Annotated in this window: 14 protein-coding genes; 8 read left to right on the top strand and 6 right to left on the bottom strand. The window is 68.3% G+C overall.

The window, feature by feature from the left end; genetic code table 11:
• Positions 1-26: 26 nt before the first annotated feature.
• From gyrB to dnaA, 6 genes are all read right to left on the bottom strand, one after another.
• Positions 27-2,057 (bottom strand): DNA topoisomerase (ATP-hydrolyzing) subunit B, encoded by a 2,031-nt coding sequence (gyrB, locus tag NQU54_RS11125; RefSeq protein WP_079258285.1) that lies wholly within the window; start codon positions 2,055-2,057, stop codon positions 27-29.
• 309 nt (positions 2,058-2,366) lie between these two features.
• A complete protein-coding gene (locus tag NQU54_RS11120) occupies positions 2,367-2,924 on the bottom strand; it encodes a DciA family protein (protein ID WP_079258284.1) in 558 nt (185 codons plus the stop codon).
• Positions 2,921-4,063: a DNA replication/repair protein RecF gene (recF, locus tag NQU54_RS11115; protein ID WP_257630915.1), complete on the bottom strand. Its 1,143-nt coding sequence runs from the start codon at positions 4,061-4,063 to the stop codon at positions 2,921-2,923. The genes NQU54_RS11120 and recF overlap by 4 nt, the downstream gene beginning before the upstream one ends.
• A gap of 55 nt (positions 4,064-4,118) precedes the next feature.
• Positions 4,119-5,000 carry a phosphogluconate dehydrogenase (NAD(+)-dependent, decarboxylating) gene (gnd, locus tag NQU54_RS11110; RefSeq protein ID WP_069861229.1) on the bottom strand — a complete coding sequence of 294 codons (882 nt, stop codon included), beginning with the start codon at positions 4,998-5,000 and terminating at the stop codon, positions 4,119-4,121.
• A 98-nt stretch (positions 5,001-5,098) separates the two neighbouring features.
• Positions 5,099-6,229: a DNA polymerase III subunit beta gene (gene dnaN / locus NQU54_RS11105; RefSeq protein WP_167502394.1), complete on the bottom strand. Its 1,131-nt coding sequence runs from the start codon at positions 6,227-6,229 to the stop codon at positions 5,099-5,101.
• Positions 6,230-7,189: 960 nt separating this feature from the next.
• Positions 7,190-9,010, bottom strand: coding sequence for a chromosomal replication initiator protein DnaA (gene dnaA / locus NQU54_RS11100; protein ID WP_308408479.1), 1,821 nt, complete (start codon positions 9,008-9,010; stop codon positions 7,190-7,192).
• A gap of 436 nt (positions 9,011-9,446) precedes the next feature.
• Here dnaA and rpmH point away from each other — a divergent pair, with 436 nt between their 5' ends.
• The 8 genes from rpmH (at position 9,447) to NQU54_RS11060 (ending at position 15,339) form a co-directional block, all read left to right on the top strand.
• Positions 9,447-9,584 (top strand): 50S ribosomal protein L34, encoded by a 138-nt coding sequence (gene rpmH, locus NQU54_RS11095; RefSeq protein ID WP_003956500.1) that lies wholly within the window; start codon positions 9,447-9,449, stop codon positions 9,582-9,584.
• Positions 9,585-9,608: 24 nt separating this feature from the next.
• Positions 9,609-9,992, top strand: coding sequence for a ribonuclease P protein component (gene rnpA / locus NQU54_RS11090; protein WP_079152838.1), 384 nt, complete (start codon positions 9,609-9,611; stop codon positions 9,990-9,992).
• The gene (gene yidD, locus NQU54_RS11085; protein WP_030827780.1) at positions 9,989-10,306 is read left to right on the top strand and encodes a membrane protein insertion efficiency factor YidD; all 318 of its coding nucleotides are present in this window, start codon (positions 9,989-9,991) and stop codon (positions 10,304-10,306) included. Before rnpA ends, yidD begins: the two co-directional genes overlap by 4 nt.
• A 3-nt stretch (positions 10,307-10,309) precedes the next feature.
• A complete protein-coding gene (yidC, locus tag NQU54_RS11080) occupies positions 10,310-11,449 on the top strand; it encodes a membrane protein insertase YidC (RefSeq protein ID WP_257630914.1) in 1,140 nt (379 codons plus the stop codon).
• A gap of 15 nt (positions 11,450-11,464) precedes the next feature.
• Entirely contained in the window at positions 11,465-11,974 is a 510-nt protein-coding gene (locus NQU54_RS11075; protein ID WP_020869968.1) for a Jag family protein, read from the top strand.
• A gap of 102 nt (positions 11,975-12,076) precedes the next feature.
• Positions 12,077-12,799: a 16S rRNA (guanine(527)-N(7))-methyltransferase RsmG gene (gene rsmG, locus NQU54_RS11070; RefSeq protein WP_257630913.1), complete on the top strand. Its 723-nt coding sequence runs from the start codon at positions 12,077-12,079 to the stop codon at positions 12,797-12,799.
• A 309-nt stretch (positions 12,800-13,108) separates the two neighbouring features.
• Positions 13,109-14,197: a ParA family protein gene (locus tag NQU54_RS11065; RefSeq protein WP_079152837.1), complete on the top strand. Its 1,089-nt coding sequence runs from the start codon at positions 13,109-13,111 to the stop codon at positions 14,195-14,197.
• Positions 14,194-15,339 carry a ParB/RepB/Spo0J family partition protein gene (locus NQU54_RS11060; protein WP_257630912.1) on the top strand — a complete coding sequence of 382 codons (1,146 nt, stop codon included), beginning with the start codon at positions 14,194-14,196 and terminating at the stop codon, positions 15,337-15,339. The genes NQU54_RS11065 and NQU54_RS11060 overlap by 4 nt, the downstream gene beginning before the upstream one ends.
• Positions 15,340-15,653 lie beyond the last annotated feature (314 nt).

Here is a 15,653-nt window from a genome sequence, read left to right as displayed (position 1 = left end):
TCTGTCGTCTGCGGCTGGGGGCCGACTCAGATGTCGAGGAAGCGGACGTCCTTGGCGTTGCGCTGGATGAACGAGCGCCGTGCCTCGACGTCCTCACCCATGAGGACCGAGAACAGGTCGTCGGCCTGTGCCGCGTCGTCCAGCGTGACCTGGCCCAGGACGCGGTGGTCCTGGTCCATCGTGGTCACTCGCAGCTCTTCGGCGTTCATCTCGCCCAGACCCTTGAAGCGCTGGACGGAGTCGTCCCTGATGCGCTTGCCCTGTTCACGGCCGGCCTGGATCAGCGCGTCCCGCTCCCGGTCCGAGTACGCGTACTCGACCTCGTCCCGCCCCCACTTGATCTTGTAGAGGGGCGGACGGGACAGGAAGACATGGCCCGCCTCGACCAGCGGGCGCATGAAGCGGAAGAGGAAGGTCAGCAGCAGGGTGTTGATGTGCTGGCCGTCGACGTCGGCGTCCGCCATCAGAATGATCTTGTGATAGCGGAGCTTGGTGATGTCGAAGTCCTCGTGCACCCCGGTGCCGAAGGCGGAGATCAGCGCCTGGACCTCGTTGTTCTGGAGGATCTTGTCGACCCGGGCCTTCTCGACGTTGAGGATCTTGCCTCGGATCGGGAGGATCGCCTGATACTGCGGGTTACGGCCGGACTTGGCCGAGCCGCCGGCGGAGTCACCCTCGACGATGAAGATCTCGCACTTCGCCGGGTCGTTGGACTGGCAGTCGCTCAGCTTGCCCGGCAGCGACGCGGTCTCCAGCAGCCCCTTGCGGCGGGTCAGATCGCGCGCCTTACGGGCCGCGACACGGGCCGTGGCCGCCTGGATCCCCTTGCGGACGATGTCCGCCGCCTCATTGGGGTTGCGGTCCAGCCAGTCGGCGAGATGCTCGTTGACGATCTTCTGGACGAAGGTCTTGGCCTCCGTGTTGCCCAGCTTGGTCTTGGTCTGGCCCTCGAACTGTGGCTCGCCCAGCTTGACCGAGATGATCGCGGTCAGACCCTCGCGGATGTCCTCGCCCGTAAGGTTGTCATCGCGCTCCCGGAGCAGCTTCTTGTCGCGCGCGTACTTGTTGATCAGGTACGTCAGCGCGGCGCGGAAGCCCTCCTCGTGGGTGCCGCCCTCATGGGTGTGGATGGTGTTCGCGAAGCTGTAGACACCCTCGGTGTACTGCGCGTTCCACTGCATCGCGAGTTCGAGGGAGAGCATCCGCTCCTTGTCCTCGGCCTCGAAGCCGATCACCGTGGGGTGGACCAGCTCGCCCTTGCGGGAGTTGAGGTAGGTGACGAAGTCGACGATGCCGCCCTCGTAGTGGTACTTCACGGAGAGCGGCTTGCCCTCCTCGTCCACATGGGCCTCGCGCTCGTCCGTGAGCGAGATCGACAGCCCCTTGTTGAGGAACGCCATCTCCTGGAAGCGCCGGGCCAGCGTCTCGAAGGAGTACTCGGTGGTCTCGAAGACGTCCGGGTCCGCCCAGAAGGTGACCGTGGTGCCGGTCTCCTCCGTGGCCTCGTTCCGGGCCAGGGGCGCGGTCGGCGCTCCCGTCTTGTAGTCCTGGGTCCAGCGGTAGCCGTCCGTCCTGACCTCGACCGACACCTTCGACGACAGGGCGTTGACGACGGAGACGCCGACGCCGTGCAGACCGCCGGAGACGGCGTAGCCGCCGCCGCCGAACTTGCCGCCCGCGTGCAGCACGGTCAGCACGACCTCCACGGCCGGCTTCCCCTCCGAGGGGACGATGCCCACGGGGATGCCACGGCCGTTGTCGACGACGCGTACGCCGCCGTCGGCGAGGATCGTGACCTCGATGCTGTCGGCATGACCGGCCATGGCCTCGTCGACGGAGTTGTCGACGACCTCTTGGACGAGGTGGTGCAGGCCGCGCTCACCGGTGGAACCGATGTACATACCGGGTCGCTTGCGGACCGCCTCCAGCCCCTCCAGGACGGTGATCGCACTGGCGTCGTACGACGGCGAGGCCAGGGCCTCGCCATCGGGCGTGGACGGGATGTTTTCGATGGGGTTGCCGGAATCGGCCACGAAGCGCCCTTTCTGGCACAGCACGAGCCGTCTCCGGACAGGCGGGAGCGGCTGCGTCGTTCAACATGTGTCCGCAAGCGCTCGGTGCGCCAGCGGCGACGGTGTACGGCCCCAGTCTACCGGTAGCGCCGACAAGAATGGGGGCTTGCTGGCGCCTGAGTCCGCATGTGCCGCCCTGAACCGCCCGCCGCCGACTCCCCATATGCGGGGACGGGCTCCAAGAGGCTCACACCGCCACTCAGCGCTTCGGGCTGTCAACCACCGGCTACCGTGACCGGGGGTCTCAGCAGTCAACCTGTTACCGCCGGTTAACACGAGGGCGCGAGCCCCTGCTCAGCCGTAGGTGTCCCCGGGTCCTGTGGAGCCCGGGGAACGCAGCGGGCCATAGCGGCGGGGCGGGCCGCCGGGGCCCAGAACCTTGATCATCTTTACGGTGCCCTGGCCCAGATCCGCGTTCAGCCGGGCCACGAGCTGCGGGGCGAGCAGCCGCAGTTGGGTCGCCCACGCCGTGGAGTCGCAGCGCACCGTGAGCACCCGGGCGTCCTCGTCATAGCGCTGGGGCTCGCAGTGCTGGGCCACCTCGGGCCCCACCATCTGGGGCCAGCGGCCCATCACCCCGCCGACCGCGGCCGGGGTCTCCCAGCCGCGCTCGGTGATCAGCCGGTTGATCGCCGCACCGAGCGGAAGCGGATCGCGGCCATCGGCGCGTGCGCCGGAGCGCAGGCCCCCTCTGCGCGCCTGCTTCTTCTGCTGGGCCGCGGCCCCCCGGGCGCGCGCCTGCTCCTTGGCGGCGCGCAGCGCCACCCGCGCGAGATCGACCCCGGACGGCTCGGGCGCCGAGGGCTCGGGAACCGGCGAAGGCCGCCCTGGCTGGTCCATCCGGTCCGTCATACGCGCCGCACCTCGCCATCGGACACCGTGTAGCGCGTGCCGGCCAGCACATGCGGGACGTCGTCCTCCACCGCCGCGGTCACCAGCACCTGCTCCCCGGGGGCGACCAGCTCGGCCAGCCGCTCCCGGCGCCGCGCGTCCAGCTCCGCGAAGACGTCGTCCAGCACCAGCACCGGCTCGCCCGCCTCGGTGCGCAGCAGATCGTAGGAGGCCAGCCGCAGCGCGAGGGCGTACGACCAGGACTCACCATGGCTGGCGTAGCCCTTCGCCGGGAGCCGGCCCAGCTTGAGGACCAGGTCGTCGCGGTGCGGGCCCACCAGCGTGACCCCGCGCTCGACCTCCTGCTTACGGGCCTGGGTGAGGGCGGCCATCAGCAGCTCGTACAGCTCCTCGCGGCTGCCCGCGTCCATCAGGCCCTCACCGGCCGAGCCGCGGTACTCCAGCAGCACGGGGCCGCCGCCCGGGGCGAGTTGCTCGTACGCCTTGTCCGTGAGCGGCTGGAGCACGGAGATCAGATCGAGCCGCTGGGCGAGCAGCTCGGCACCGGTCCGGGCCAGATGCTGGTCCCAGACGTCGAGGGTGGACAGGGCCGCGTCGCCGCCACCGCCGCGCGAACCGTGGCGCCGGGCGAGGGCGGCGGTCTTCAGCAGGGTGTTGCGCTGCTTCAGCACCCGGTCGTAGTCGGAGCGGACTCCCGCCATCCGGGGCGCCCGCGCGGTGATCAGCTCGTCGAGGAAGCGACGGCGCTCACCCGGATCGCCCTTGACCAGGGCCAGATCCTCCGGCGCGAACAGCACCGACCGCAGGATCCCCAGCACATCACGCGGTCTGACCTGCGAGGACCGATTGATACGGGCGCGATTGGCCTTGCCCGGGTTGAGCTCGAGCTCGACGAGCTGCTGCCGGTCCCCCTGGACGACCGCGGCCCGGACCACGGCCCGCTCCGCGCCCATGCGCACCAGCGGGGCGTCGGAGGAGACCCGGTGGCTGCCGAGGGTGGCGAGATAGCCGACGGCCTCGACCAGATTGGTCTTGCCCTGGCCATTGGGCCCGACGAAGGCCGTGACGCCCGGGTCGAGAGCCACCTCGGCCCGGGCGTACGAGCGGAAGTCGGCGAGCGAGAGATGCGTGACGTGCATAGTGGGCTGCGCCGACCTCCCCCGGCAGGACTGCTTGCTCCACCCCGCGGGGTGGTTACTTCTCGCTGCTCTCGACGGCGTGGCCGCCGAACTGATTGCGCAGCGCGGCGACCATCTTCATCTGCGGCGAGTCCTCCTGGCGGGAGGCGAACCGGGCGAAGAGCGACGCGGTTATCGCGGGCAGCGGCACGGCGTGGTCGATCGCGGCCTCCACGGTCCAGCGGCCCTCACCGGAGTCCTCCGCGTAGCCCCGCAGCTTGGACAGGTGCTCGTCCTCGTCCAGGGCGCGGACGGCCAGGTCCAGCAGCCAGGAACGGATGACCGTGCCCTCCTGCCAGGACCGGACGACCTCGCGGACGTCGGTGACCGAGTCCACCTTCTCCAGCAGCTCCCAGCCCTCGGCGTACGCCTGCATCATCGCGTACTCGATGCCGTTGTGGACCATCTTGGCGAAGTGGCCCGCGCCGACCTTGCCGGCGTGGACGGCCCCGCCCTGGCCCTCGGGCTTGAGCGCGTCGAAGATCGGCTGGACCCGGGCCACATGCTCGGCGGCGCCGCCGTACATCAGGGCGTAGCCGTTCTCCAGGCCCCAGATACCGCCGGAGACACCGCAGTCGACAAAGCCGATGCCCTTGGCGTTGAGCTGCTCGGCGTGCTTCTCATCGTCGGTCCAGCGGGAGTTTCCGCCGTCCACGACGATGTCGCCGGGCGACAGCAGCTCGGCCAGCTCATCGATGGTGATCTGGGTGGGGACGCCCGCCGGGACCATGACCCACACCACACGCGGGCCCTTGAGCTTGCTGACGAGCTCGTCGAGGCTGTGGACATCGGCGACATCCGGGTTGCGGTCGTATCCGATGACGGTGTGGCCTGCGCGGCGGATGCGCTCGCGCATGTTGCCGCCCATCTTGCCGAGGCCGATGAGACCGAGCTCCATCAGTGATCCTTCGTAGTCCCTAGCGTTTCGCGGTGAGTCCGAGCCTACGCCCGCGGGTAGCCGCACAGATGTGGGCTACACCTGCTCATTCGCGCGTCTCAGCCGCTCAGCCGGACCGGCATGATCAGGTACTTGTACGCCTCGTCCGCCTCGGCGTCCATGGCGGGCTTGCCACTGAGCAGGGCGGGCTTGGTCGAGGTGGTGAAGGACAGCTGGGCGACCGGCGAGTCGATCGCGCTGAGCCCGTCCAGCAGGAACGTCGGGTTGAAGGCGATCGAGATGTCGTCGCCGTCGAGCTGGGCGTCCACCCGCTCCACAGCCTGTGCGTCGTCGCTCGATCCGGCCTCCAGGATCAGCACCCCCTGCTCGAAGGTGAGCCGCACCGGGGTGTTGCGCTCGGCGACCAGGGCCACACGCTTGACGGCCTCGACGAACGGGGCGGTCTCGATCACCGCGACCGAGTTGAACTCGGTGGGGAAGAGCGTGCGGTACTTCGGCAGGTCACCCTCGAGCAGCCGGGTGGTGGTACGGCGCCCGGCGCCCTCGAAGCCGATCAGGCCCTCGCCCGCACCCGAGCCGGAGAGCGCGAGGGCGACGGTGTCACCGCTGGTCAGCGACTTGGCGGTGTCGAGGAGCGTCTTGGCGGGCACCAGCGCGACGGCGGAGATGTCGGGGGTCTCGGGCTTCCACAGGAACTCGCGGACGGCGAAGCGATAGCGGTCGGTGGAGGCCAGCGTGACGGTGTCGCCCTCGATCTCGATCCGCACACCCGTGAGCACCGGCAAGGTGTCGTCACGGCCGGCGGCGATGGCGACCTGGGCCGCGGCGGCGGCGAAGACCTCACCGGGGACGGTGCCGGTCGCGGTCGGCATCTGCGGCAGCGCCGGGTACTCCTCCACAGGCAGGGTGTGGAGTGTGAATCGCGAGGAGCCGCAGACCACGGTGACCCGCACCCCGTCGGTGGAGATCTCCACCGGGCGGTTGGGAAGGGCGCGGCAGATGTCGGCGAGAAGGCGGCCGGAGACGAGGACCGTGCCGTCGTCCTCGATGTCGGCCTCCACGGAGACGCGGGCGGAGACCTCGTAGTCGAAGCCGGAGAGGCTGAGCGCGCCCTCCTCCGCCTTCATCAGGATGCCCGCGAGGACCGGCACCGGCGGTCGGGCCGGGAGGCTGCGGGCCGTCCAGGCCACCGCCTCCGCGAGTACATCGCGCTCCACCCGGATCTTCACCGTAAGCCGCCTCCTGCTGTTGCTGGCTCGCCCTGCTGGCCTTCGTCGTCGGCTGAGTCGCCGGAGACCAGTCTGACGCACGCCAGGGACAGTCGGTGCGGCTCGGGGTCAAGTCGGTGCACGGGGTGTCGGGCGGCTCGGCCCGAGGTTGTGCACAGGCCCCACTTCGAAGCGATTTCCCGGCTAACTCTATGTGGTCGTAGTAGTAGGGCCTGTGGAAACCGTGGAAAACTGAATACGCCCTGGTCAGGGACGGTTTTTTATCCACCGTGCCTGTGGGCGGAGGCCGTGGACAACCGGGGCTTTCTGTGGATGCCGAAGAGTTCTGCACATGCGATGCACAGACATCGGCCGGTTCTCCCCAGCGTCGTCCCCAGTTTTACCCACCTTCCCCACAGCCCAACCCGCCTCCTTGGTGTGACGCCTTTCACTCTCGCCGGTGACCGTGGCCGTTTCGTTGCCGAACAGTGGACAGCGGTGTGGAGAAGCTGTGGGCAATGGGCCTTCGGCTGTGGGTTGCCGGTGGACAAGCTGACGCGCGGCCCGTGGGCAGCTCGGTCATCCACAGTCTGTGGACTTCGGATAGCCACAATTCCACAACCACCTGACCTCGGGCGATGCCCTGCCCACCCCACACCCTGTGGACAGGATCGGGACAACTCATATGTCCCCAGGGTGTGGACGGTGGATGAGCTGTGGATCTGTGGAGAACCGGGTCTCCCGGACGGCGAATCGAACAGCTTCGTAGCCATGAACGACCACGCCCGGCGACGCGCGGCCCATGAACAGCGATGAACGGCTGTGCGCGGCGACGCGAGGCCATGACAGCGATGAACGGCCCTGCGCGGCGACGCGCGGCCATGAACGGCCATGAACGCTGAAGGGCGCCCCGGGAGTTGTCCGTCCCCGGAGCGCCCTTCAGCGGTTCGCGGTGGCCGTGTGCGGCTCCTCGCAGCCGTCTCAGCCGTTCTTGATGCGGTTGGTCAGCTCGGTCACCTGGTTGTAGATGGAGCGCCGCTCGGCCATCAGCGCCCTGATCTTGCGGTCGGCGTGCATCACCGTCGTATGGTCGCGGCCGCCGAACTGCGCGCCGATCTTGGGCAGTGACAGATCGGTCAGCTCCCGGCAGAGGTACATCGCGATCTGCCGCGCGGTGACCAGCACCCTGCTGCGGGAGGCGCCGCACAGATCGTCGACCGTATGCCCGAAGTAGTCGGCGGTCGCCGCCATGATCGCGGTGGCGGTGATCTCCGGGGCCGCGTCCTCGCCGCCGGGGATCAGATCCTTCAGCACGATCTCGGTGAGCCCGAGGTCCACCGGCTGCCGGTTCAGGCTCGCGAAGGCGGTCACTCTGATCAGCGCGCCCTCCAGCTCACGGATGTTGCGGGAGATCCGCGAGGCGATGAACTCCAGCACCTCCGGCGGAGCGTTCAGCTGCTCCTGCACCGCCTTCTTACGGAGGATCGCGATACGCGTCTCCAGCTCCGGCGGCTGCACATCGGTGATCAGGCCCCACTCGAAGCGGTTGCGGAGCCGGTCCTCCAGGGTGACCAGCTGCTTGGGCGGCCGGTCGGAGGAGAGCACGATCTGCTTGTTGGCGTTGTGGAGCGTATTGAAGGTGTGGAAGAACTCCTCCTGCGTCGACTCCTTGCTCGCCAGGAACTGGATGTCGTCGACCAGCAGGATGTCCATGTCGCGGTAGCGCTTGCGGAACGCGTCCGCCTTGCCGTCGCGGATGGAGTTGATGAACTCGTTGGTGAACTCCTCCGAGCTCACATAGCGCACCCGGGTGCCGGGGTAGAGGCTGCGTGCGTAGTGCCCGATGGCATGCAGCAAGTGGGTCTTGCCGAGCCCGGACTCCCCGTAGATGAACAGCGGGTTGTACGCCTTGGCCGGTGCCTCGGCGACGGCGACCGCCGCGGCGTGCGCGAAACGGTTGGACGCGCCGATGACGAAGGTGTCGAAGAGGTACTTGGGGTTCAGCCGCGCGGTCGGCTCACCGGGGCCGGACGCGGGTGCGGGCTGAGCGGCGAGCGGGCCGGGGGCGCCGGTCTGCGAGGGCAGGACGGGCGGTCCGCCGCGGGCGCGCTCGAGCGGATCGGGCAGATCGTGGCGCTGCTCGTACGGTGGGCGGTCGGGGCCCGGTCCGGGGCCGCCGTGGCCGCCACCCGGGCCCGGGCGCTCGACGCCCGGACCGCGGTAGTCGCCGCGCGGCTGCTGGTCGTACGGCTGCTGGTCATAGCCGGACGAGGAGTGCTGGGAGGCGTAAGGATCGCTCTCGGGAAAGCCGCCGAGCCGGGGCTGCTGCCAGCCGTAGTCGTCACGGGGCCGCGGCCAGGCGCCCGGATCGGGGCGCGGCTGCTGATAGCCGGGGTAGGCGGGGCGGGCCGACGGCAGATCGTCCGGCGCCTGGCGGCCGTAGCCGTCCCGGCCGTCGTAGCTCTCGTAGGACTCGCGCTGCTCGCGCTGCGACTGCGCCGGGACGATCGGTTCGCCGGCCGACTCGTCGACCGTGATCGCGATGCGGATCGGGCGGCCGCACTCCCGGCTCAGCGTTTCGCTGACGACGGGGGCCAGCCGGCCCTCCAGTACGCCCTTGGCGAATTCATTGGGGACGGCGAGCAGCGCGGTGTCGGCGACCAGTGCGAGGGGCTGGCACCGCTTGATCCAGTGCTCGTCCTTGGCCTCGACGCCTTGTCCGCCCTGCCCGGAGCCCTCTCCCAGCAGCCGCTCGAGCACACGTGGCCACACTGCGGCAAGATCGGCGGGTACGTCAGCCACAGGGCACGCTCTCTCACTCGCTGGGTGGGGGACGCCGACAGGTCCCACGAATGCGTGGTTCTCGGGACGGGCGTGAAGGAATCGGAGCCCAGCCACGGTAGTCAGGCCGGGGTGCACGGTTCAAGTCGTTGTCCACAGGGTGTGTACAAATGTGCCATGCGATGTCGCCGGGCGTTCCCTTGCCCCTAGCCTGAGGGGGAAAGCGCGCTGTCAGGGTGTCGGCCACCGGTTTGACCGGATGGCGTAACCGCGCGTACCGTAACGAGGTCGAGTTGTCGATGGCTGCTGCCGCCTGCCTCCGATGGGCAAGGATCACGGGCGTGATGACCTGTGATCGTGAAGCGGTGCACTCGGGCGTATTGCGAGCTACTCGTGGGCGCACGGTGACAGCCAAGCGATAGACCGCCACCTTCCGATTCATCTCTGGAGCCCCCGAGTGAGCAAGCGCACCTTCCAGCCGAACAACCGTCGTCGCGCGAAGACCCACGGCTTCCGGCTGCGGATGCGCACCCGTGCCGGCCGCGCGATTCTCGCGTCCCGCCGCAGCAAGGGTCGCGCCCGCCTGTCGGCCTGAGCAGCCTGACCCAAGGTCCATGACGTGCTGCCTACCGAGCATCGGCTGAGGCGGCGCGAGGACTTCGCGGCCGCGGTACGCCGAGGACGCAGGGCCGGTCGCCCGCTCCTTGTCGTCCATCTTCGTACCGGCCTCACCAGCGGTGATACGGACCCGCACGCATCCGGGGAGAGTGCTCCTCCGGCGCGTGCGGGTTTCGTCGTAAGCAAGGCTGTGGGCGGCGCCGTCGTCCGTAACCTGGTGAAGCGGAGACTGCGCCATCTCATGCGGGACCGCATCGACCGTTTTCCCGCAGGTAGCCTTGTGGTCGTACGGGCGCTGCCCGGCGCGGGTGAAGCGGGTCACGACCAGCTGGCCCGTGATCTCGACACGGCAGTGCAGCGGCTACTGGGAGGGGTGCCGCGATGAAGTACCCGCTGCTGTGGTTGATCAAGCTGTACCAGTGGACCATCAGCCCGATGTTGGGACCGGTCTGCAAGTACTACCCGTCGTGCTCGCACTATGGCTATACGGCCATCGATCGGCACGGCGCGGTAAAAGGAACGGCGCTGACGGCCTGGCGCATCCTGCGCTGCAACCCATGGTCGCTCGGTGGCGTCGACCACGTCCCGCCCCGGAAGCGTCCGGTGTGGCACCAGCGGCTGCGGAACCGCCTCGGCGGGCATCCGGCTGTGGAGCCTGCCGCACAGCCCGAGACCCAGCCCAACGCCCAAGGAGCCTGATTCGTGGACACGATCCTCGGTCCTCTTTATGACGTAGTTTCCTGGATCATCGTCCAGTTCCACTCGTTCTACAGCTTGATCTTCGATCGGGACAGTGGCTGGGCGTGGGGTCTGTCCATCGTTTCGCTGGTGGTGCTGATCCGTATCTGCCTGATCCCGCTCTTTGTGAAGCAGATCAAGTCGACGCGGAACATGCAGGCGCTCCAGCCCAGGATGAAGGCGATCCAGGAGCGCTACAAGAGCGATAAACAGCGTCAGTCCGAAGAGATGATGAAGCTCTACAAGGAGACGGGCACCAACCCGCTCTCGAGCTGTCTCCCGATTCTGGCGCAGTCACCGTTCTTCATTTCGCTGTACCAGGTGCTCAACCACATCGCGAACAACCGGACGGTCGGTGTCATCGACCAGTCCCTGCTGGACAGCGCCCGTAACGCCCATATCTTCGGCGCTCCGCTGTCGGTGAAGTTCCTGGACTCGGCCTCGAAGGTCGAATCCCTCGGCGCCTCGCTGACCGACGTCCGCATCGTCACGATCACCATGATCGTCCTGATGTCGGCGTCGCAGTTCTTCACCCAGCGCCAGCTGATGACCAAGAACGTCGACCTCACGGTGAAGACGCCGTTCATGCAGCAGCAGAAGATGCTGATGTACATCTTCCCGGTCATGTTCGCCGTCTTCGGCATCAACTTCCCCGTCGGTGTCCTCGTCTACTGGCTGACCACCAACGTCTGGACCCTGGGCCAGCAGATGTTCGTCATCCGCCGTAACCCGACCCCGGGCAGTCTCGCCTTCCAGGCCCGCCAGGAGCGGCTGCGGGCCAAGGGCAAGCTGAAGGAGGAGCCGGCCGAGGTCGCCGCGAAGGAGGCGGCCGAGACGGCGCGTGCCAACCGTCAGCAGCCCAAGCGCCAGACCAAGGCGCAGCGCGCCACGACCGGCCACAGCAAGGCCAGCTCGCAGTCGGGTCCCCCGGCCGATACGGAGAAGTCCACTGCTGCGGACAAGCCCGCCGAGAAGCAGGGCGCGGGGCAGAAGAAGGGCGCGCAGGGCGGCAAGCCGGCCGGCGGCTCGGCTTCCGGCTCCGCCCGCGCGAAGTCCGGCCAGCGCAAAGGCCAGCAGCGCCCCAAGCACCCGTCCAAGAAGTAACGAAGGAGTCCATCCGTGACGGAAGGCACCACCCCGGCCGCCGAGGGTGTCGACACCCTGACCCGCCTTGAGCAGGAAGGGGAGATCGCGGCCGACTACCTCGAGGGGCTGCTGGACATCGCGGACCTCGACGGCGACATCGACATGGACGTCGAGGCCGACCGCGCAGCGGTGTCGATCATCAGCGACTCGACCAGCCGCGATCTCCAGAAGCTGGTCGGCCGCGATGGCGAGGTGCTGGAGGCCCTTCAGGAGCTGACCCGCCTCGCGGTGCACCGGGAGACCGGCGACCGCAGTCGGCTGATGCTCGACATCGCCGGATACCGGGCCCGTAAGCGTGCTGAGCTGACCGAGCTGGGCACCAAGGCGGCCGAGGAGGCCAAGGGCACCGGTCAGCCGGTGAAGCTCAAGGCGATGACGCCCTTCGAGCGGAAGGTGGTGCACGACGCGGTGGCCGCCGCCGGGCTGCGCAGCGAGTCCGAGGGCGAGGAGCCCCAGCGCTGCGTGGTCGTGCTTCCGGTCTGAAGCAGTACCGCCTCGTGATCCACCCGGCCCCGTCTGCACGCAGACGGGGCCGAATCTTGTCAGCCTTACATCATCGTTCAGCACAGTGTTCGGTACGGAAGGATGGTCCCCGTGACGGAAGCAGCGGAGCTCCCCCCAGCGCCCCCCGAGGCAAGGGATGTATTCGGTGACCGTTTCCCGGAGGCCGTCCGCTACGGCGAGCTGCTGGCCGATGTGGGAGTGACGCGCGGGCTGATCGGCCCGCGTGAGGTGCCGCGGCTGTGGGAGCGGCACCTGCTGAACTGCGCCGTGCTCTCCGAAGTGGTGCCCAACGGCGTCACCGTCTGCGATGTGGGCTCGGGGGCCGGGCTTCCTGGTATCCCGCTCGCCCTGACCCGGCCGGATCTCCGGATCACGCTTCTGGAGCCGCTGCTGCGCCGGACGAACTTCCTGCGGGAAGTGGTGGAGCTGCTGGGGCTCGAGCATGTGACGGTGGTGCGCGGCCGCGCCGAGGAGGTACTCGGCAAGCTGGCTCCGATGCATGTGGTGACGGCTCGGGCGGTGGCCCCGCTGGACCGGCTGGCCGGCTGGGGGGTTCCGCTGCTGCGCCCGTACGGCGAGATGCTGCTTCTGAAGGGCGACACCGCCGAGGAGGAGTTGAAGCAGGCCCGGGCCGCGCTGGGCAAGCTGGGGGTGGTGGAGACCTCGGTGCTGCGTGTCGGTGAGGGTGTGGTGGACCCGCCGTCGACGGTGGTGCGGGTCGAGGTCGGGGAGAGCCCCGGAGGTGTGCGCTTCGCGGCGAAGCGGGCCAAGGCGGCTCGGCGGTCGCCCCGCCGTCGCCCCTGAGCCATCGACCTTGATCAGTGCCCCTGATCAGTTGGCTCCGAGTCATCGACCCTGAGCCGTTGGCTCGGAGTTGTCGGTCCGGAGTCGAGGGCATTGCTCCATACAAGCTGGCAAAACTACGCATACCGGAGTGTCGCGACCAATCGGCGAGGCGTCCCGTGCATCGTGTTTCACGTGAAACGTCGCTCCCTGCTGCATGGAATCATCAGTCGCGGTCGTGCGGCGGCCTCGCCCCGCGACCGCCGACCCCGTATGAACGTGGATTCATCCACAGGAGAACGGGCCTCGCTGGTTCACGACCCCAAAAGCATGGCAGGCTCTGCTTATTGCGAGCCTGATGTCGAGGAGAGTGAATCCTTGCGGTCCGACGCCAACATCGCGGGGCCGATGACCGATCCGGTCCCCGGCCCCCGTACTGAATTGTCGGGGGAGGATGTTTCACGTGAAACGCCGCCCCCGATGGACGACACCCCGATCGGTCGTGCCGCTCAGCTGGCGGTAGAAGCCCTGGGCCGTGCCGGTGAGGGACTGCCCAGGCCGGAGCAGACCCGGGTGATGGTGGTCGCCAACCAGAAGGGCGGGGTCGGAAAGACCACGACGACGGTCAATCTGGCCGCCTCGCTGGCCCTGCACGGTGGTCGTGTTCTGGTGGTCGACCTTGACCCCCAGGGCAATGCGTCGACGGCGCTGGGGATCGACCACCACGCTGAGGTTCCATCGATCTATGACGTGCTGGTCGACAGCAAGCCGTTGTCCGATGTGGTGCAGCCGGTCCCGGATGTGGAGGGACTGTTCTGCGCTCCGGCCACGATCGATCTCGCCGGTGCCGAGATCGAGTTGGTCTCCCTGGTGGCGAGGGAGAGCCGGCTTGAGCGGGCCATCGAGGCATATGAGCAGCCGCTGGATTACATCCTGATCGACTGCCCGCCTTCGCTGGGTCTGCTGACGGTCAATGCGCTGGTGGCCGGTGCGGAGGTGCTGATCCCGATCCAATGCGAGTACTACGCGCTGGAAGGGCTGGGTCAGCTGCTGCGGAACGTGGACCTGGTGCGGGGCCATCTCAACCCCAAGCTCCATGTCTCGACGATCCTTCTCACCATGTACGACGGCCGCACCCGACTGGCCTCTCAGGTCGCGGACGAGGTGCGCAGCCACTTCGGCGGTGAGGTGCTCCGGACGAGCATTCCCAGATCGGTGCGTATCTCCGAGGCCCCCAGCTATGGGCAGACCGTCCTCACCTACGACCCCGGGTCGAGCGGGGCGCTCTCCTATCTCGAGGCGGCCCGTGAGATCGCCCTCAGAGGTGTCAACGTGAACTACGACGCCCAGCACGCTCATGCCTTGCCCGAGTTCAGCCAGCACGACCAGCACAGCAGCATGCAGGAGGGGATTCAGTGAGTGAGCGACGCAGAGGACTGGGCCGTGGGCTCGGTGCCCTGATTCCTCCCGCGCCGAAGGGGACGGATAACGCCGGGCCCTCGGCGGGGGCGGGAACGGTCACGACGACCGGGGCCACCACCTCACCGACCGCGGTCCCGGTGCTCACCCAGGAGCGCGGAGTGGCGGCGGCCAAGGTGGCCGGTCTGCCCACGCATACGGTTCCACAGGAAACGGAGCCCGCACCGCGGGAGAAGGAGCCCGAGGCCGTCGAGCCGGTGGTGATGCCGGAGGAGGTGGCCGGGGCTCATTTCGCCGAGTTGCCGCTGGACTTCATCACCCCCAATCCACGGCAGCCCCGCGAGGTCTTCGACGAGGACGCGCTCACCGAGCTGGTCACCTCGATCCAGGAGGTCGGTCTCCTCCAGCCCGTCGTCGTACGCCAGTTGGCGCCGGAGCGCTATGAGCTCATCATGGGCGAGCGCCGCTGGCGGGCCTGCCGTGAGGCCGGGCTGGAGAAGATCCCCGCGATCGTCCGCGCCACCGACGACGAGAAGCTGCTACTCGACGCGCTGCTGGAGAACCTGCACCGGGCTCAGCTGAACCCGTTGGAGGAGGCGGCCGCGTACGACCAGTTGCTGAAGGACTTCAACTGCACGCATGACGAACTGGCCGACCGTATTGGGCGCTCACGTCCGCAGGTCTCCAATACCCTGCGGCTGCTGAGGCTCTCCCCGTCGGTTCAGCGCCGGGTGGCCGCAGGGGTTCTCTCCGCGGGGCACGCCCGGGCGCTGCTCTCCGTGGATGACCCGGAGGAGCAGGACCGGCTGGCCCACCGCATTGTCGCCGAGGGGCTCTCGGTGCGTGCGGTGGAGGAGATCGTCACTCTGATGGGGTCGCGGTCGGGTGGTACGACGAAGTCCAAGAGTCCGAGGGCGGGCGCGAGGGTGTCCCCCGCGCTCACGGATCTGGCGTCGCGTCTCTCCGATCGGTTTGAGACTCGGGTGAAGGTCGACCTCGGTCAGAAGAAGGGAAAGATCGTCGTCGAGTTCGCCTCGATAGAGGATCTGGAGCGGATCCTCGGCTCGCTGGCTCCCGGTGAGGGGCCGGTGCTGGAGCAGCCGCTCTCTCCCGAGGGCGAAGAGGCGGACGAGGACGAGTGAGGCGCTGCCCGTGCGGCCATGCCGTAGGGGCAGCGCGTGGGGCGGGTCGCGTACCGAGATGGTCGGAACGCGACCCGCTGTTTGCCAAAGGGCGGTATCGGTGCAATCTCGGCACGGATACGATGCGATCAGATAGGGCGGATCCATGTGGAGGCGCCGCATGTGGAGGTCAGGGCCATGCGATCGGTGAGCCGCACCGGACTGGTGGCCACAGGATTGGGTCTGGGCGCTGTCGGAGGTTTCGTCGGCAGTCTGCTCAGGGAGCGTAGTGCGCTGTCAGCCGCCCGTGGCGCGGCTGGCCACGGAAGTGAAGG

It is taken from the genome of Streptomyces malaysiensis subsp. samsunensis, assembly GCF_024519315.1.
Classification (GTDB): domain Bacteria; phylum Actinomycetota; class Actinomycetes; order Streptomycetales; family Streptomycetaceae; genus Streptomyces; species Streptomyces malaysiensis.
This window is presented reverse-complemented; position numbering and strand designations above follow the sequence as displayed.